At 35.5% G+C, this 18,272-nt stretch carries 17 protein-coding genes and 1 other annotated feature; all 17 genes read left to right on the top strand.

The annotated features are described in order from the left end of the window. The first annotated feature begins 126 nt into the window (after window positions 1-126). The 17 genes from ACOI1D_RS11915 (at window position 127) to dnaG (ending at window position 18,252) form a co-directional block, all read left to right on the top strand. The gene (locus tag ACOI1D_RS11915) at window positions 127-1,458 is read left to right on the top strand and encodes an NfeD family protein (protein WP_422501508.1); all 1,332 of its coding nucleotides are present in this window, start codon (window positions 127-129) and stop codon (window positions 1,456-1,458) included. 22 nt (window positions 1,459-1,480) lie between these two features. Then, a complete protein-coding gene (floA, locus tag ACOI1D_RS11910) occupies window positions 1,481-2,473 on the top strand; it encodes a flotillin-like protein FloA (protein WP_422501509.1) in 993 nt (330 codons plus the stop codon). 30 nt (window positions 2,474-2,503) lie between these two features. Continuing rightward, window positions 2,504-2,956 (top strand): hypothetical protein, encoded by a 453-nt coding sequence (locus ACOI1D_RS11905; RefSeq protein ID WP_422501507.1) that lies wholly within the window; start codon window positions 2,504-2,506, stop codon window positions 2,954-2,956. A gap of 223 nt (window positions 2,957-3,179) precedes the next feature. After that, window positions 3,180-3,461, top strand: coding sequence for a sporulation protein YqfC (gene yqfC, locus ACOI1D_RS11900; RefSeq protein WP_422501506.1), 282 nt, complete (start codon window positions 3,180-3,182; stop codon window positions 3,459-3,461). Between the two features lie 14 nt (window positions 3,462-3,475). Further along, a complete protein-coding gene (gene yqfD / locus ACOI1D_RS11895) occupies window positions 3,476-4,690 on the top strand; it encodes a sporulation protein YqfD (protein WP_422501505.1) in 1,215 nt (404 codons plus the stop codon). Between the two features lie 2 nt (window positions 4,691-4,692). Then, window positions 4,693-5,658 carry a PhoH family protein gene (locus tag ACOI1D_RS11890; RefSeq protein WP_422501504.1) on the top strand — a complete coding sequence of 322 codons (966 nt, stop codon included), beginning with the start codon at window positions 4,693-4,695 and terminating at the stop codon, window positions 5,656-5,658. Between the two features lie 125 nt (window positions 5,659-5,783). Beyond that, window positions 5,784-7,922: an HD family phosphohydrolase gene (locus ACOI1D_RS11885; RefSeq protein WP_422501503.1), complete on the top strand. Its 2,139-nt coding sequence runs from the start codon at window positions 5,784-5,786 to the stop codon at window positions 7,920-7,922. A gap of 2 nt (window positions 7,923-7,924) precedes the next feature. Continuing rightward, window positions 7,925-8,389, top strand: a complete 465-nt coding sequence (gene ybeY, locus ACOI1D_RS11880) for an rRNA maturation RNase YbeY (protein ID WP_422501502.1) — start codon at window positions 7,925-7,927, stop codon at window positions 8,387-8,389. Continuing rightward, complete coding sequence (locus tag ACOI1D_RS11875) at window positions 8,367-8,744, top strand: diacylglycerol kinase family protein (RefSeq protein ID WP_422501501.1); 378 nt, start codon at window positions 8,367-8,369, stop codon at window positions 8,742-8,744. Before ybeY ends, ACOI1D_RS11875 begins: the two co-directional genes overlap by 23 nt. Before the next feature lie 366 nt (window positions 8,745-9,110). Continuing rightward, window positions 9,111-10,010, top strand: a complete 900-nt coding sequence (era, locus tag ACOI1D_RS11870) for a GTPase Era (RefSeq protein WP_422501500.1) — start codon at window positions 9,111-9,113, stop codon at window positions 10,008-10,010. A 94-nt stretch (window positions 10,011-10,104) separates the two neighbouring features. Beyond that, window positions 10,105-10,248, top strand: a complete 144-nt coding sequence (locus tag ACOI1D_RS11865) for a YqzL family protein (RefSeq protein WP_422501499.1) — start codon at window positions 10,105-10,107, stop codon at window positions 10,246-10,248. Window positions 10,249-10,321: 73 nt separating this feature from the next. Beyond that, a complete protein-coding gene (gene recO, locus ACOI1D_RS11860) occupies window positions 10,322-11,068 on the top strand; it encodes a DNA repair protein RecO (protein WP_422501498.1) in 747 nt (248 codons plus the stop codon). A gap of 66 nt (window positions 11,069-11,134) precedes the next feature. Then, window positions 11,135-11,308 (top strand) — a binding site (T-box leader). Between the two features lie 82 nt (window positions 11,309-11,390). Further along, window positions 11,391-12,269 (top strand): glycine--tRNA ligase subunit alpha, encoded by an 879-nt coding sequence (gene glyQ, locus ACOI1D_RS11855; RefSeq protein WP_422501497.1) that lies wholly within the window; start codon window positions 11,391-11,393, stop codon window positions 12,267-12,269. Further along, the gene (glyS, locus tag ACOI1D_RS11850) at window positions 12,270-14,357 is read left to right on the top strand and encodes a glycine--tRNA ligase subunit beta (protein ID WP_422501496.1); all 2,088 of its coding nucleotides are present in this window, start codon (window positions 12,270-12,272) and stop codon (window positions 14,355-14,357) included. A gap of 106 nt (window positions 14,358-14,463) precedes the next feature. Further along, complete coding sequence (locus tag ACOI1D_RS11845; RefSeq protein ID WP_422501495.1) at window positions 14,464-15,093, top strand: helix-turn-helix transcriptional regulator; 630 nt, start codon at window positions 14,464-14,466, stop codon at window positions 15,091-15,093. Window positions 15,094-15,105: 12 nt separating this feature from the next. Continuing rightward, entirely contained in the window at window positions 15,106-15,909 is an 804-nt protein-coding gene (locus ACOI1D_RS11840; RefSeq protein ID WP_422501494.1) for a pyruvate, water dikinase regulatory protein, read from the top strand. Window positions 15,910-16,443: 534 nt separating this feature from the next. Next, window positions 16,444-18,252 carry a DNA primase gene (gene dnaG / locus ACOI1D_RS11835; RefSeq protein ID WP_422501493.1) on the top strand — a complete coding sequence of 603 codons (1,809 nt, stop codon included), beginning with the start codon at window positions 16,444-16,446 and terminating at the stop codon, window positions 18,250-18,252. Window positions 18,253-18,272 lie beyond the last annotated feature (20 nt).

Raw genomic sequence — 18,272 nt, 5'->3', positions numbered from 1 at the left:
AATAAAGAACTGACTTAGGCTAATATTAGTATTTTGTGATACTATCAAAATAAGTTATATAAGTTAATGAAACTAAATTACCGGTTATCCCGTATAACATATAAGGGCAAAAGGAGGTGAATAGGTGTGTTTTACAAAAAGCTCACTACATATCTGATTTTAGTATCAACCATATTCATAGCTTTTCTTTTTTTATTCAACAACTCAAGTAAGGCTGAACCTTCCAGTGAAGGCGGGTTAGTATACATCATTCCAATTGAAGACACGGTAGAGCAAGGATTAAAAGCTTTCCTTTCAAGAGCAACAGAGACTGCAGAGGCAGAAGGTGCTGAGTATATTATCTTTGAGATAGACACCCCTGGTGGTAGGGTAGACGCTGCGGGACAGATTGCGGAACTTATCCAGAATCTCGACACTAAAACAGTTGCTTTTGTCGTCAACAAAGCGCTATCTGCTGGCTCTTATATAGCATTGAATACAGATACGATATATATGAAACCTCATGCAACGATGGGAGCTAGTGGTGTTATTAATTCAGACGGGACTGCGGCTAATAAAAAGGCACAGTCTGCTTGGTTAGCAGCTATGAAAAGCGCGGCAGAATCAAAAGGAAGAGACCCCAAATACGCAGCAGCTATGGCAAATCCAGAGATTGATTTACCAGAACTAGGGGCGCCCACTGGAAAATATTTAACTCTAGGGCCAAAGTCTGCTTTAGAGGTGGGTTATTCTTCTGGTATAGTAGAGGATCGTACTGAGTTGTTTAATGAGCTAGGGATTAATAATGCTACTATAGTTGAAATGCAACCTACTTTTTCTGAAGAACTTGCGCGGTTTTTAACAAATCCAATTGTTATTCCAATATTACTATCTATTGCAAGTTTAGGTTTAATTGCTGAGGTTTTTTCACCAGGATTTGGAATACCTGGTATTTTGGGGCTTTTGTCTTTGGTGTTGTTTTTCTATGGACATATAATAGCCGGTTTGGCTGGTATGGAAGCCATTATTTTATTAATATTAGGTCTTGTCTTGATTATAGCTGAGTTTTTTGTACCTGGTGGTATAGTTGGCTTACTAGGTATTGGATGTGTAGTGGCCTCATTGTTTATGTCAGGTCAGGACATGGGACACATGGCGATGAGCATTGGAATTGCTTTTATCCTGTCAATTATTGCATCTGTTATTTTGTTTAGAAGCATTGGTATGGAAAAAGGGCTCTTTCGGCACATAATCTTAAAAGATACAACATCTACTGAACTGGGTTATGTGTCTACAGTAAATCGTCTTGAGTTAATTGGCCTTGAAGGTCTTTCGCTAACAGCGCTCAGGCCATCAGGAACTGCACGTTTTGATGAAGAACGATTGGATGTGGTTTCTGAAGGGCGATTTATTCAAAAGGATAAACCATTAAAAATTGTTAGGGTTGAAGGTTCAAGAATTGTAGTAAGAGAGTTATAAAATAATAGGAGGAATTTAAATGATGGAAATACAGGAGTTTATGCCATTAATTATAATTGGTATTATATTAATAGTTGTTGCAGTATTGTTTACCTTTATACCTGTAATGTTATGGATTAGTGCTTTAGCAGCGGGGGTAAAAGTTGGTATTTTTACATTAGTAGGTATGCGATTGCGTCGAGTTGTCCCATCGCGTGTAATTAACCCGCTTATAAAAGCGTATAAAGCAGGTTTGGACTTGAACACAAATCAACTTGAAAGTCATTACCTAGCTGGAGGTAATGTGGACAGGGTTGTCAATGCATTAATAGCAGCCCACAGAGCAAATATTGAGTTAAAATTTGAACGTGGCGCGGCAATTGATCTTGCTGGTAGAGATGTATTACAAGCTGTTCAAATGAGTGTTAATCCAAAAGTTATTGATACTCCTTTTATTGCAGGTATTGCAATGGACGGAATTGAAGTAAAAGCGAAAGCGCGTATTACAGTACGTGCGAATATTGACCGTCTTGTTGGTGGTGCTGGTGAAGAAACAGTTCTTGCTCGTGTCGGAGAAGGTATTGTAAGTACAATTGGTAGTTCTAAGACACATGCAAAAGTTTTAGAGAATCCAGACAGTATTTCAAGAACTGTTTTGGATCGAGGTCTTGACGCAGGTACTGCATTTGAAATACTTTCAATTGATATTGAGGATATAAATATTGGAAAGAATATTGGAGCAATACTACAAACGGATCAGGCAGAGGCAGATAAGAGTATTGCACAGGCAAAAGCAGAAGAAAGACGTGCAATGGCTGTTGCACAAGAACAGGAAATGGTTGCACGAGTTCAGGAAATGCGTGCATTTGTTGTGGAAGCTGAAGCAGAAGTTCCAAAAGCACTCGCTGAAGCACTACGCTCTGGTAATATGGGTGTAATGGATTATATGAATTACAAAAACATTGACGCCGATACAGATATGAGAGATACAATTGGCAAACTGTCTGACGAAAAAAATACCGATAGTGAAAAATAATACCTGTCAACTGAATTCAGGAGGGGTATAATGGATGGAATCTTAGACACAGTTTTTGGAAATATACTAATCATTTTAGCTATTGTCGGTGGAATAGCTGGTTTTTTAAAAGACCGAAGCAGCAAAGGAAATGAGAAAAACAATCCATATTCCGCTTCGAACCCGAAACCAAGCTCGACTCCATCTGGTGGATATAGTGGCAGTTATGATGAGTCAACTAAAGAACGACAGGACCATGAAACCATGTCAGTTGATAATCAGTCTACCCACCACGCAATCGATAATGGAAAACATGATGCAATACCAAGAAAAAAATCTGTAACACCATCATATAACTCACATAAAAATAATCGTTTGAAGAAGCAAGTAAGTAACAATCTATCCAAACAGGGATTGGTGAATGGTGTTATTATGTCCGAAGTTTTAGGTGCACCAAGAGCAAAAAAGCCATATAAAAGTATTGCTTCTGAACGCAGAAGGTAAAACGTATACATTAAGTTTAAGCCTCCGAAGGCTGAGTATCACACTCAATCTTTGGGGGCTTTTTTTATTGGCTCTCAGATTCAATTAGTACAACAACTGATAACAGCCAGTAAAAACCTTATTCGCTTTGTTAGAATCAATTTTCTTGCTGAATGAAGTTTGACTTTATGTTCTTATTTAAAGGGTTTATTCATAAATATGAAGGTAAAAGGAGGTTGCACATTTGACAAAAAAACACCAACGATTCCTGCCTTGGGTAATGAATCAATTTGCACTTCCTTCTGACATAGTTTCTGATATGCCGCGAATTACAATCCTCGGGCAACTTCACGTGTATGTAGAAAATCATAAGGGGTTAATTGTTTACTCTGACACAGAACTTATTGTAAAAGCAAATACAGGGATGATCAAAATTTCCGGCACGGGGTTTGTACTTAAAATGATGTTACCACAGGAATTGTTACTAGAAGGAAAAGTTAAAGACGTATCTTATATTACCAGCTAAAGAAGGAGGTAGCAATGAAGCATATACAGGGTTCATTTCTAACAGGTTATGTAACTATATTAGTTGAAGGCACTAACCCCGAGTTGTTTTTGCAACAATGTGTAAATCAGGAAATAGTGGTGTGGAATGTAATAAAAAAATCAAACACGTTATGTGAAGGGAAAATAAGATTACAGGACTTGGGGGAGCTTGAAAATGTACAAAATAATGATCTGTACACCATATCGGTAACACAAAGGAAAGGAATTCCTTTCCTTATAAAAAAACTAATGAGCAGAAAGGAATTTATCATAAGTATAGGTGTTTGTCTTTTATTAATTTTGTATTTATCCAACATTATTTGGGACATTAAAATAAATGGTGTACCAAAAGATATAGAAAAAAAAATAACTAAACAATTAAACACATATGGTATTCATACCGGTGCCTTGGGTTTTTCATTGGATTCTCCAAGTGCCATTCAGCAACAGTTATTACATGATATCCCTGAGCTTTTGTGGGTAGGTGTTGAAAAAAAGGGGACAACCTTTCAAATTGAAGTAGTAGAGAAAACTATTGTTGAAAAGAAGGAAGTGAAAGGCCCAAGTAACTTAGTCGCAACAAAAGAAGGTGTCATTACGTATATGTACATTTCTAAGGGATTGCCAAAAGTAAATATATACGATTTTGTTGAGGCTGGTGATATATTGGTTTCGGGGAATATTAGTGGAGAAAATGAAAAAGATAAAGAAAGTAAAAAAGAAAAAGACTCATTAGTGGAAGCACAAGGTGAAGTAGTTGCCAAAACTTGGTACGAAGTTTCTGTTACTATACCTTTACAAGCAGAATATGAAGAGTTAACTGGAGAACAAGACAAAAAGCTTTATTTAGAGATAGGAAACCTGGATATCCCCTTTTGGGGCTTCGGTAGTAGTGAATTTAAACATATACAAACAGACGTAAATCGAACACCTCTGCATTTCTTCAATTGGGAATTACCGATCAACGTGCTAGAATCTGTAAGACACGAGAAAAAGTACAGAAAAGAAAACCGTACAAAAAATAAGGCAATTGCAGTTGGCATAGAACAAGCAAAAAAGGAGTTATTATTACATCTTGACAAAAATGCAAAAGTTATTTCTGAAAAAGTTTTGCATGAAACAACTGGGAATGGTAAAGTAAAATTAATCTTATATTTGACGGTAGAAGAAAATATTGCCAAATCCGTACCTATAACTCAAGGAGACTGATTATGTCGACAAATTTAAACACAGTTGATTTGCACTTAAATGATACAAATGAAGCATTGGCGTTATTTGGGACAAACGATAAGTTTCTCAAACAAATTGAGGACAAACTTGATGTTTCTATTGTGACTAGAGGAGAGAAAGTAAGTGTTTCTGGCACGGAAGAATCAAGCGCGTTAACTCAAGATATCCTTTTAACATTGCTTGTTATCATTCGTAAAGGTTTAACAATTGCTGAGCGTGATGTGGTATATGCTATTGAACTAGCAAAAGAAGGAAAAATCAATCAATTTGAAACCTTATTCGAGGATGAAATAACTAAAAACGTTAAAGGTAAATCAATAAGAGTTAAGACCTTGGGGCAAAAAAAATACGTGAGTGCAATTAGGGCAAACGACCTTGTTTTTGGAATTGGCCCAGCTGGTACCGGAAAAACTTATTTGGCTGTAGTAATGGCGGTCCATGCTTTGAAAAATGGAATGGTTAAACGTATTATCCTGACGCGTCCTGCGGTTGAAGCTGGAGAAAGTTTAGGTTTTCTACCTGGTGATCTTAAAGAAAAGGTAGACCCCTACTTAAGACCGTTATACGACGCCCTTCATGATGTGCTAGGCGCTGAGCATACTGTTAGGCTAATTGAGAGAGAAACAATTGAAATAGCCCCGCTAGCTTACATGAGAGGCCGAACTCTGGATGATGCATTTGTTATTTTGGATGAGGCGCAAAACACTACACCTGAACAAATGAAAATGTTTTTAACGCGGTTAGGCTTTGGTTCAAAAATGGTTGTAACAGGAGATGTAACACAGGTAGACTTACCTAAGGGAGTAAATTCCGGGTTGAGGATTGCTGATAAATTGTTGGCAGGCGTGAAAGGAATAAATTTCATCCATTTAACACAGACAGATGTTGTAAGACACCCGTTGGTCCAGCGGATAATTCATGCTTATGAATCCAATAAGGATAGTTGAACTGTGAAGGAAATTTTAAAATTAAAAACGTTGCATATGTAAATCTGTATTTCCCAAACGTAATAAATAAGCCCTAGATAAATAATCAATAAGGGCTTATTTTTACTATCTGAGGTGAATGGATAATGAATCTGCGAAACAGATTAAAATCATTTTTTACCCATAAAACAAAATGGATACCAATTATTTTTCCTATGCTTGTTTTAGGGGTTTTATTTTTCCTGATGACATTAAATAACGTTCATACAGAAACTTACAACATAGAAAGATTTAGCAGTGCAAATGAAACGATCCGTTCACCAATTACAATTCAAAATGAACAAGAAACAAAACGTAAAACTCGGGAAGCTGTTCAGGCAGTAGATGATAGATACAATGTATCTACTGAAATAAATGAAGAGCAGATTAACTACATAAATGAAATTTTTGATGCTGTGGCAAAGGTTGAGGAAAAAAAATCCATTGAAATTCAAAGTTCCGAGAATAACAATGAAGGGATGATTTTAGGCAGTCAGGAAAAAGTCCAGCTACTACAACAGATTTTATCATCTGAAATAGTCGAATCCATTGATAAAGGTGTTTTATTGCGTTTAGTCAATTCAACTCCTAGCCAAAGAGAAAAAGGGGAAAAAGTATTTGTTGAATCATTAAAGGAAACGTTAAACAAAGGTGTCCGTATGGAAAACGTTCAAAGTTCAACTACTGAAGTAATCCAGACGTTAACATATTCACAACTAGATACTGATGTAAGACAAGCATTGATCACACTAACTGATTTTGCAGTGGTGGAAAATTCTTTCTATGATGTTGAGAAAACCTTAAATGCTAGAAAGGAAGCTGCACACAATGTTGATCCAGTTGTAATTCGAGCGGGGGAAATCATTGTCAGGGAAGGACAAACAATTACTGATCAATTGTTTGAAGAGTTAAAATTAGTAGGACTGCTAAATAAAGAAAGAAATGTATATCCCGTCATAGGACTTGCGCTATTAATTCTATTAATTATAGGAATTGTCACCTATGAGGTAGTCGAATTGTCCGGTCAAAAAAAGATGGACAAAGGGAAACTAGCATCCGTGTTAATAATAAGTTTTGTAGTTGTATCGATTATGAAGGTAATCAGCCTGTATGTTACCCAAGTAAATCAGTTGTTTTTTGTTGCGCCTGTTGCTACGGGTGTATTGCTTGTTAAACAACTGATAAATGAGAGATTTGCGATAGTTCTTGCGGGGATATACGCTGTGTTGGGCAGTATACTATTTAACAACCAAATACCAGGATCCTTAAATGTAGAAGCAGGTATTTATTTCTTCTTTTCTCAATTAGCTGGAATTATTTTTCTAATGAATGTAAAGGATCGTTTAGCAATTCTAAAAGCTGGTTTAGGAATGAGCATTGTAAATGTTTTGGCTGTACTAATATTTTTATTTTTGTCCTTTGAAAAATATACCTTAAGTGACTTATTTATTCAGACTGGCTTAGGATTTGCTGCAGCAATTCTGTCTGTTGTATTTGCGATAGGGCTACTTCCATTTTTCGAAACCAGTTTAGGAATTTTATCTGACAATAAACTAATTTCACTTGCTAGTCCAAATCAGCCATTGTTACGAAAAATACTGACAGAAGCACCTGGTACTTATCATCACTCTATAATGGTCGCAAATTTAAGTGAAACAGCATGTGATGCCATTGGAGCAAATGGTCTACTGGCAAGGGTGGGGGCATATTACCACGATATAGGTAAAACAGAAAGACCTCAGTTTTTCATTGAAAATCAGTTATCAATAAAAAATCCGCATGATTCCATGAAGCCAAAACACAGTGCGGAGATTATTATCAATCATCCTTATGATGGTGCAGCACTGCTGAAAAAACATCGGTTTCCTAAGGAGATAGTTGCTATTGCAAAAGAGCACCATGGTACAACGTTATTAAAGTTTTTTTATTTCAAAGAAAAAGAAAACAATAAGTTGGTAAATGAAAAATCATTCAGGTACCCTGGTCCGATACCAAAAACTAAGGAAGCAGCAATAGTTTGTATTTGTGACTCTGTCGAGGCGGCAGTACGCTCCCTTAAGGAACCAACTGAAGAGAAAATCGAAGAAATTGTCTCGTCTATTATTAATGACCGATTAATGGATGGACAATTGGATGACAGTCCATTAACCTTAAACGAGTTAAAAAAGATTCACCGAACAATATGTGAGGCATTAAAAGGTATTTTTCACTCAAGGATCCAATATCCAACAAAGGAGGCAAAGTGAAAATGTTTATTGATTTTCATGACCAAACGAATAAAGTAACGAGCGATTACATTGATATGCTACAACGTTTATTAATTTTCGCAGCTGAAAAAGAGGGAATTACGCAAGAAGCAGAGACGTCTGTTAATTTTGTTACAGATAAAGAAATACAAGAGCTCAATCGGAATTATAGACAACAGGACAAACCAACTGATGTTATATCATTTGCCCTTCAGGAAACAATGGAGGATGAGTTAAATATTGTTGGTGAAGATATGCCGTTAATGCTGGGTGATATAGTAATATCAGTTGAACGTGCTGTGGAACAAGCTGACGAATATAATCATAGCTTCGAACGTGAATTGGGATTTTTGACTCTACACGGATTTCTGCATTTGTTAGGTTATGATCATATGAATGACGAAGATGAAAAGAAAATGTTTCAAAAACAAGAGGAAATTTTAGATGCCTTTGAACTTACAAGATAAAAAAAAATCAATTGGATTCTCCTATGCTTGGAATGGATTAATTGAAATGGTTAAAAAAGAACGTAATTTTCGTCTTCATTTAGCAGCTGCCATCGTCGTTGTTTTGGCTGGTTTATTGACGAAACTGTCTACAGTAGAGTGGGCAATCATATTTTTAGCTATTGGACTTGTTCTCGTAACAGAAACAACTAATTCTGCTATTGAAAAGCTAATCGATTACCTGAAACCTGAGATCCATCCTTCTGCAAAGGTAATAAAAGATATTGCCGCTGGTGCGGTTTTAATCGCTGCAGTCACTGCATTTGTTATAGGATGTGTACTATTTATTCCAAAATTATATATGTTGTATTTCTAAAAAACTCGTTTAAAAAACGGGTTTTTTTAGACAGTAAAGAAAGTATGTATAAATGTTTCTTTCTGCATAAGTGTAAATTGGGCTTCAGCTATAAAAATTGGCAACAAGCCAAGTTGACTCAAACAAAAATAAATCACTATTAGTTTCGAACTTCTAAAATCATATTTTGTCGGTAAAGAAAGTATGTTCTTTGGTTGGTTATATACAGACTTATACTATGGCATGATATGTGTGATTCTGTATTGTTTTCAATTGTTTTGTCGAATACGTGAAAGTAGATAGTTTTTATAGTATTATTAATGTACATTAAAAAATGCGGTTATCTAAGAGAATAGATAACCAGACAAAACGCCTCGGAGGTCAGTCATGAATTCATTTAAATCAGGTTTCGTTGCTATAATTGGAAGACCAAATGTTGGTAAATCAACTTTTATGAACCGTGTTATCGGTCAAAAAATCGCTATAATGAGTGATAAACCACAAACAACCAGAAATAAGATACAAGGGGTATTGACCGATCAAGACTCACAGCTAGTGTTTATCGACACGCCAGGAATTCATAAACCAAAACATCGTCTTGGGGATTTCATGGTTAAAATAGCTGAAAACACACTTAATGAAGTGGATGCAATTTTGTTTATGATTAATGCAAAAGAAGGATATGGTAAAGGTGATCAATACATTTTAGATCGTCTGCAAGAAGTTAAGAGGCCAGTATATTTAATTATCAATAAAATTGATTTAATCCATCCGGATGAATTGTTTCCTTTAATTGAAAAATATAAGGATAAGCATAAGTTCGAGGAAGTTATTCCGATTTCAGCGTTAGAAGGTAACAATGTAGATCATTTATTAGATGTTTTAAAAGAAAAACTACCAGAAGGACCACAATTCTACCCGGAAGATCAGGTCACAGACCATCCTGAAAGATTTATTATTGGTGAATTAATTCGTGAAAAGGTTTTACAGCTTACTCATGAGGAAATCCCCCATTCTATTGCTGTTGTAATTGAAAATATTGAAAAACGAGAATCAAATGCGGTATTTATCCAGGCAATTATTATAACTGAACGAAGTACGCAAAAAGGAATTTTGATTGGAAAGCAAGGAAATATGTTGAAAAATATAGGTAAAAATGCGAGAAAAGATATTGAGGCATTGTTAGGGTCTAAAGTTTATCTGGAGCTATGGATCAAGGTTAAAAAGGATTGGCGAAATAAGCAAACCCAGTTAAAAGAATATGGGTTCCGTAGTGACGAATATTAAACATGGTAATATTTAAATCTCATGCTTTATCAATGTGTGGTCAAAATAAACGTAAGTTCTTAAACAAACATGTTAAAGAAAGGTGGGGTTTCTTGTGATAGACTTAACCTGGAGATTATTTAGTCATACAGGAAACATTGAAACCTATTTATTATGGAAAGAGCTAGAAAATGATTCAGATGGCTCTTCCACGCAAAGTGACAATGAAGTTAGTGACGAGATGAACACAAAAATGTAATAAATAGGTTGCAATAGGTCAAATCATTGTATTGATTTGAATGGACAGGATGAGAAAGTAAAGGTGAGACTGTGTGCTTGAAAAAATAGAAGGTATTGTTATCAAAACACAGGATTATGGTGAAACGCATAAAATTGTAACGATTTTTAGTAAAAAGGTTGGCAAGTTTTCCGGATTAGCCAGGGGTGCTAAAAAGACAAAAAGTAGGATGGCTGCTGTTACGCAGCCATTCATTCATGGTGAGTTTTTCGTATATATAAGTAAAGGTTTAAGTACCATTCAACAAGCTGAAATTCTAAATTCGAATAGGGCAATTCGTGAAGATATAATAAAAACTGCTTATGCAGCTTATATCGTAGAATTGACCGACAAACTAGTTGACTTACAAGAACCTGATTATTATATATATGATCAGTTATCCAAAACAATGACCTGGATTTCAGAAAATGAAGAAGCAGATATTCCGATAATGATGTATGAACTTAAGTTATTTAAAAAAGGTGGGTTTTCCCCCATAGTAGATAACTGTCTTAACTGTAATCGAAGAGAAGACTTAGTAAGCTTTTCAATAGCAGAAGGTGGGTTATTATGTAACCGGTGTACATTTATTGACCCAATGGCAATTGGACTGCCTAAATCAATTGCGAAGCTACTAAGGGTTTTTTTAGAAGTAGGTCTTGAGCAGGTTGGCACAATTACAATAAAAGAGGAAAATAAGGTCTTATTGCGAAATTTATTAGATGCTTATTATGATCAATATGGTGGTTACTTTCTAAAATCAAAAAAGTTTCTGAGACAAATTGATCAATTGAAGTATTGAAGTAAGGTTAAGCCGATTGACAAAGTGCAAAGAAATAGGCTATGATTTGTACATATTTAAAACAGAACAGGTGCTATGAAGGAGAAAAGTATCTTTTGTCGTCTATTAGGAAGCGATCCTGGGATAGTGGGAGCCAGGCAGTAGATCAAGAGAGAAGGAACTCCTGAGCATATTAACTAAAGTGGCTTTGTGTAAGACAAAGCAAGTAGGGTGGAACCGCGGAACTAATCCGTCCCTATGTCTAAGTTTTTTAGACATAGGGACGGATTTTTTGTTGCCTGATTTTTCTAAAATAAAGTGGAATATGAAAGGGAGTTAAGTAGTGAATATTCAACAGATGATTTTAACATTGCAAGCTTACTGGTCAGACCAAAATTGTATCCTTATGCAAGCGTATGACGTAGAAAAAGGAGCGGGAACTATGTCACCTATGACATTACTCCGCAGTCTTGGACCTGAACCCTGGAATGTGGCTTACGTCGAACCATCAAGAAGGCCAGCTGATGGAAGATATGGGAAAAATCCTAATCGCTTGTATCAGCACCACCAATTCCAGGTAATTATGAAACCTTCACCAGACAATATTCAAGAATTGTATTTGGATTCTCTAAAGGCACTCGGCGTAGATCCGCTAGAGCACGATATCCGATTTGTAGAGGATAATTGGGAAAACCCAACACTTGGCGCTGCTGGGCTAGGCTGGGAAGTTTGGCTAGATGGAATGGAAATAACCCAGTTCACCTATTTTCAACAAATCGGTGGGCTAGAAGCAAATCCCGTAACAGTTGAGCTGACATACGGCTTAGAGCGTCTTGCATCTTATATTCAAGATAAAGATAATGTATTTGATTTGGAATGGACAGAAGGTGTGACTGTTCACGATATATTCTTCCAACCAGAATATGAACATTCTACTTACACGTTTGAGGAATCTGATACCGATATGTTATTTGAATTGTTTGCTATGTACGAGAAGGAAGCGAAAACCATTATGAACAAAGGATTGGTTTTCCCAGCATATGATTATGTTCTGAAATGTTCTCACACATTTAATTTATTGGACGCAAAAGGTGTTATCTCCGTAACAGAACGAACTGGCTATATTGGAAGAGTTAGAAATCTAGCTAGATCGATTGCTAAAACATATGTTGCAGAACGGGAAAAGCTTGGTTTCCCAATGCTTAAGAAGGAGGAAGTATAAATGGCGAAAGATGTATTAGTAGAAATAGGTCTGGAAGAATTACCAGCACGATTTATTGATGATGCAGAGCTTCAATTCAAGCAGCTTACAGAACAATGGCTTACGGAGTTACGTCTTTCTTTTGACCTAGTAGAATCATTTTCAACACCTAGACGCTTAGCTATTATTATAAATGGCTGTGCCGAATCACAAGAAACCATTGAAGAAGAAGTGAAAGGACCAGCATTGAAAATTGCACAGGATCAAGAGGGGAACTGGTCAAAAGCTGCGATCGGCTTTACGAAAGGCCATGGTAAGACGCCAGAAGATATTTATACAAAAAAAATAAAAGATACAGATTATATTTTTGTTAAAAAAAGGATTGAAGGTAAATCTACTTTCGATTTACTCCAATCATTTCATACAGTTATTGAATCAATACAATTTCCAAAAAACATGCGATGGGCAACTCAGTCCATGCGTTACGCACGGCCAATTCGTTGGTTGGTAGCACTTTACGATGGAGAAGTAATACCGTTTGAGGTGGCTAATGTACAGACTGGAAATCATACATTTGGCCACCGCTTTTTAGGGGGAACTGTTCTCCTTAAGAATGCGGATAGCTACCAGGAAGAACTTAGAAAAAATTATGTGGTTGTAAATGCTAAAGAGCGTGAAGAAATAATTTTAGCTCAAATAAAAGATTTGGAAAACAAACATCATTTTAATGTAATCGTAACGGATGATCTACTGCAGGAAGTACGGAATTTAGTAGAGTATCCTACTGTCTTTGCAGGTTCATTTGAAGAATCATTTCTAAATTTGCCTAGTGAAGTACTAATCACATCAATGAAAGTTCATCAACGTTATTTTCCTGTGAAGTCAAATGAAGATATATTGCTTTCAACATTTATAGGGGTTAGAAACGGGAATGATGATCACATTTCAACTGTTATCAAAGGAAATGAAAAAGTAATACATGCTCGTTTATCAGATGCAGAATTTTTCTATAAGGAGGATAGAAAACACTCTATCGACTTTTATCAGGAAAAACTTAAACGTGTTGTATTTCAGGAGAAATTAGGCACCATTACAGATAAAGTTAACCGGGTGGCAAAATTAACTACTCGCTTGGCAAAGTCACTAGAAACGAACGAGGCTATTACTGCACAATCGATTCGTGCAGCAGGAATAAGTAAATTTGACCTAGCGACAAACATGGTAAATGAGTTCACGAACTTACAAGGGGTAATTGGAGAGAAATATGCACTTTATCACGACGAAGAACAACATGTAGCAACTGCAATAAGGGAACATTATTTACCAGTACAAGCAAACGACCCACTTCCTGAAACTGTTGAAGGTGCAATCGTTAGTGTTGCTGACAAGTTAGATACGATAGTTGGTTGTATATCTATTGGCTTAATTCCAACTGGTTCTTCTGATCCATATGGGTTACGTAGGCAAGCAGTAGGGATATTAAGGATTTTGGAAGAAAAGAAATGGCATATTACCCTGGAAGATTTGATAGAAATATCTAGAGGGATTTATCGGAATTTAGATATAGAACAAGGCGATGAAGAAAAGATTAGAAAAGATTTAACTGATTTCTTCCGTTTACGCGCAAACCATCTAATGAAAAATAATAATATTGAAACAGATATCATTGATGCGGTAATACAAAAGCGTATTGGTGTTTTCCATTACACAGTTAATAAGGCAAAAGTGCTTGCTAATAAACGAAATCAAGATAAATTTAAAGAGGTAAATGAATCTTTAGTTCGGGTTCTGAATATAGCAAAGAAAGAACCTGAAGCAGAAGAAATAAACGCTTCACTTTTTGAAACACAATCAGAGAAAGAACTTTTTAGTTATTTTGAAGAAATTGCACTTAAATTTAAAGAAGCAAATGAAAACAAGAATGCTAATGAAGCTATTGATCAATTAGCTGGGCTTGCTAAACCAATTCATAACTTTTTTGAAAACAATATGGTGATGACTGAAAACATTCTGATCCGTCATAACCGAATGGCCTTATTAAATAAAATAGCGGATTTAATAAACCTTTATGCAGACTTAAGCAAAATTGAATGGAAACAACAGTTTTAAATGATGTACTATACTTGTAAAAATTTTTCTGTTTGTCTTTTCCATCCGAAATAGGCTATAATGTTTAGAAATAGTATGACATAATAGGCGTGTGGGTGGTGAGATAGTGGATTTATCTACAAGACAGGAAAAAATTATTGAAATCGTAAAAGAAAACGGACCAATCACTGGAGAAAATATAGCGCAGCGTCTTGGACTAACACGGGCAACGCTTAGACCTGACCTGGCAATTTTAACGATGGCAGATTTTCTGGATGCTCGTCCTCGAGTAGGGTATTTTTACACCGGTAAAACTGGCTCAGAGCTATTAACTGAAAAGGTTAGACAGTTTAAAGTACGGGATTTTCAATCAATACCAATCGTTGTGAATGAAAGTGCGTCTGTATATGACGCTATTTCTACTATGTTTTTAGAAGATGTTGGTACATTATTTGTTGTTGATAAAAATACTTGCCTAACCGGTGTTTTATCTCGAAAGGATCTACTGCGTGCTAGTATTGGTAATCAGGATTTAACAAATGTACCTGTACACATTATCATGACACGGATGCCAAATATAACTTTTTGCAGAAAAGATGATTTACTTATAGACGCTGCAAATAAACTAATAAATAAACAAATAGATGGTATTCCAGTTATTAAGGATACAGAAAATGGTAATGAAATTGTAGGAAGAATAACCAAAACCACGATAACAAAAACTTTTGTAGAATTAATTATGGAAGATCATTTATAGGGGGTAGCACTTATGGGAAAGAAACCTTTAGTTTACGTTCTATCAGATTCTGTCGGAGAGACAGCTGAGTTAGTTATTAAGGCTGGATTAAGTCAATTCAATGGTGGGGAATACAAAATTCATCGTATACCTTATGTTGAAGATACAGTAATTATTGATGAAACACTACAGCTTGCAAAAGAAAAAGGTGCTATCATTGGTTTTACATTGGTAGAACCGAAGTTACGTGATTATTTAAATAATGAAGCTGAAAAACTTAACGTTGAAGCCATTGATATAATGGGTCCTATGATGAAATCAATGGAGCGTGTTTTCTCAACATCCCCAAGACTTGAAGCGGGTTTAGTACATCAGTTGGATGAAGATTATTTCAAACGTGTTGAAGCAATTGAATTTGCTGTTAAATATGATGATGGCCGTGACCCTAGAGGTATTTCAAGGGCAGATATTATTCTTATTGGGGTTTCCAGAACATCTAAAACACCTTTATCACAGTATCTAGCACATAAACGGTTGAAGGTCGCTAATGTTCCGTTAGTACCTGAGGTAGATCCACCAGATGAGTTGTTTGAAGTAGCACCAGATAAATGCATCGGTTTAAAAATAACTGCTGATAAATTGAATGAAATAAGAAAAGAACGATTAAAGGCATTGGGCTTAGGTGATAAAGCTACCTACGCTAATATGGAAAGAATACACCAGGAATTAGCGTTCTTTGAAAAAATCGTTACTAAAATCGGATGCAAAACGGTTGATGTGTCGAACAAAGCAGTGGAGGAAACAGCAAATAGCATATTACAGATGATTAAAAAATAACATACTAATAGTAACAATGAGCATTCTATTGCAAACGATAGAATGCTTCCGCCTTTTTTGGCAGTAAGGAAAGAAAAACTTTCCTTATTGCATAAGTGCAGTCAAGGTTTTCTAATGTTAATACATATCTGTACAGTATATAATACTAGTAATCTAGTAAGAAATGCCTTATAATTAATTTTTGTGCTTACGAAATGTTCTTGTACTTATTGTATTTCTAATTTAGCTTAACAAAAAAACATCTGTGGATAAGAAGGAATATCTTCTATTTATGTAGAATTAGTAGGACATGGCATTCTCTTTTTTAGTTTTATTCTTATTAAAGGAGGTTTATGTAGTCACTCCATGAGGAATAATGGTAAAAAACGGTTAATATAGTGGGAACATTGCATACTTTATCATGACATAACAAAATTGAACTCCTTCTATGTTTAAACTTACAGAAGGAAATTTTTTTTTCGAATCAGGAAAAATATTGTCGTTTCTTGCAGGGTTTTCACATTATATCCAGAATAATAAAATATGGTGGTAAACATGCCGAATCAAATTCCAGAAGAAACAATAGAAGAAGTACGAAAAGCAAATGACATTGTGGATGTGATAGGTGAATATGTGCAGTTAAAAAAACAGGGTCGAAACTATTTTGGCTTATGTCCATTTCACGGTGAAAAAACGCCTTCCTTTTCAGTTACACAGGAAAAACAGATTTTCCATTGTTTTGGGTGTGGGAAGGGCGGTAATGTAGTTACATTTGTTATGGAGATTGAACAATTCTCTTTTTTTGAAGCAATGGAGTATTTAGCTGGAAAGAGTGGTATATCTTTACCGGAGACAGCTTCGAGTGAAGTGAGTTCTCTCTCCAAGGAAAGTCAGAGTGTGCTGGAAGCGTATGAATGGTTAACAAAACTATATCATCATTTATTACGATTCACCAAAGATGGTAAAACAGGTTATAGCTACTTTAAAGATCGTGGTATAAGTGAGCAAACGGTGGACTTGTTTCAGTTGGGTTTCGCCCCAAACGATAATGACTTTACTGCTGAATTCTTAAAGAAAAAAGGCTTTCACCAGCAAATATTAGCAAAAGCGGGTTTGGTTTTACTGGAAGAAGACAACAAAGTTACGGATCGATTTCGAGGAAGAGTTATGTTTCCAATAAGAAATCATCTTGGTAAAACAATTGCTTTTGGTGGTAGAACCATATCAAATGGTGAGCCAAAGTATTTAAATAGCCCAGAAAGTGAACTATTTCAAAAAGGAAAGCTTTTGTATAATTTTGATCTGGCTAAAAAATATATTAGAAAAGCAAGCGAAGCGGTATTGTTTGAAGGTTATATGGATGTTATATCCGCTTATCAGTCAGGTGTTAAAAATGCCATAGCAACACTTGGTACCTCGTTAACAACGAGCCAGGCAAAGTTGTTAAAGCGTTATGTTGACACCGTAATTATTTGTTATGACGGTGATGATGCCGGAGTGGAAGCCACTTATAAAGCTTCATCTACACTAAAAGAAGCTGGTTGTCATGTGAAAATTGCTCGCCTAAAGGATGGAATGGATCCTGATGACTATATTAATACATATGGTGACGAGGCATTTCATAATGATGTAATAAAAGCAAGTGAAACGTATATATCTTTTTATATGCGTTATATTAAAAGAAGTTATAATTTAAGTCTTGAAGATGATCGTTTCAAATATATTGATTCCCTTCTTAAGGAAATAGCAATGATTGATAGTTCCATCGAACGGGAATATTACTTAAGAGAGATAAGTAATGAACACAATATATCTATAGAAACATTACAGCAGGATATGCTTTCACACCATAAACAAGTGGGGAAGAATAAGGATAAGAGAGAAAAGAACAGATATACTAATAGGGCTAATAATAATTATCAAACAAAAAAATTGTTACCGGCCTTTCAAAATGCTGAAAAACAGCTTATTGCATATATGTTGAAAGATAGAGCCATAACTGATAAAGTGCAGGAGGAAATAGGAGCAGCTTTTAATATAGATGTACACAAAATCATTGTGACACATCTTTATGCATACTATGAAGAGGAACACCCTGCAGACGTTAGTCGTTTTATTGAGAAAATAACTGACCAGGATATTAAAAATTTAGTTATAGAAATTGCAATGATTTATACTGATGAAAACATTAGTGATAAAGAAATTAATGATTATATCAGATTTATCCGTGCTGAAAATAATGATATGGCTACCATCAAGTCGCTAAAACAGGAGCAGAGGTCAGCTGAACAACAACAAGACCCAATAAGGGCTGCACAAATTGCAATGAAAATAATTGAAATTCAAAAACAACTCAACAATTGAGAATGACAACAAACAAAGCA

The sequence above is a fragment of the Virgibacillus sp. DJP39 genome (assembly GCF_049310925.1).
Lineage (GTDB): Bacteria > Bacillota > Bacilli > Bacillales > Amphibacillaceae > Virgibacillus_F.
This window is presented reverse-complemented; position numbering and strand designations above follow the sequence as displayed.

Excerpts from the sequence above, each read along its gene's own strand:
- yqfD (WP_422501505.1), top strand. The coding sequence starts at position 3,476 with ATGAAGCATATACAGGGTTCATTTCTAACAGGTTATGTAACTATATTA.
- ACOI1D_RS11905 (WP_422501507.1), top strand. The coding sequence starts at position 2,504 with ATGGATGGAATCTTAGACACAGTTTTTGGAAATATACTAATCATTTTA.
- floA (WP_422501509.1), top strand. The coding sequence starts at position 1,481 with ATGGAAATACAGGAGTTTATGCCATTAATTATAATTGGTATTATATTA.
- ACOI1D_RS11885 (WP_422501503.1), top strand. The coding sequence starts at position 5,784 with ATGAATCTGCGAAACAGATTAAAATCATTTTTTACCCATAAAACAAAA.
- ACOI1D_RS11840 (WP_422501494.1), top strand. The coding sequence starts at position 15,106 with ATGGGAAAGAAACCTTTAGTTTACGTTCTATCAGATTCTGTCGGAGAG.
- ybeY (WP_422501502.1), top strand. The coding sequence starts at position 7,925 with ATGTTTATTGATTTTCATGACCAAACGAATAAAGTAACGAGCGATTAC.
- era (WP_422501500.1), top strand. The coding sequence starts at position 9,111 with ATGAATTCATTTAAATCAGGTTTCGTTGCTATAATTGGAAGACCAAAT.
- ACOI1D_RS11875 (WP_422501501.1), top strand. The coding sequence starts at position 8,367 with ATGCCTTTGAACTTACAAGATAAAAAAAAATCAATTGGATTCTCCTAT.
- ACOI1D_RS11890 (WP_422501504.1), top strand. The coding sequence starts at position 4,693 with ATGTCGACAAATTTAAACACAGTTGATTTGCACTTAAATGATACAAAT.
- glyS (WP_422501496.1), top strand. The coding sequence starts at position 12,270 with ATGGCGAAAGATGTATTAGTAGAAATAGGTCTGGAAGAATTACCAGCA.
- dnaG (WP_422501493.1), top strand. The coding sequence starts at position 16,444 with ATGCCGAATCAAATTCCAGAAGAAACAATAGAAGAAGTACGAAAAGCA.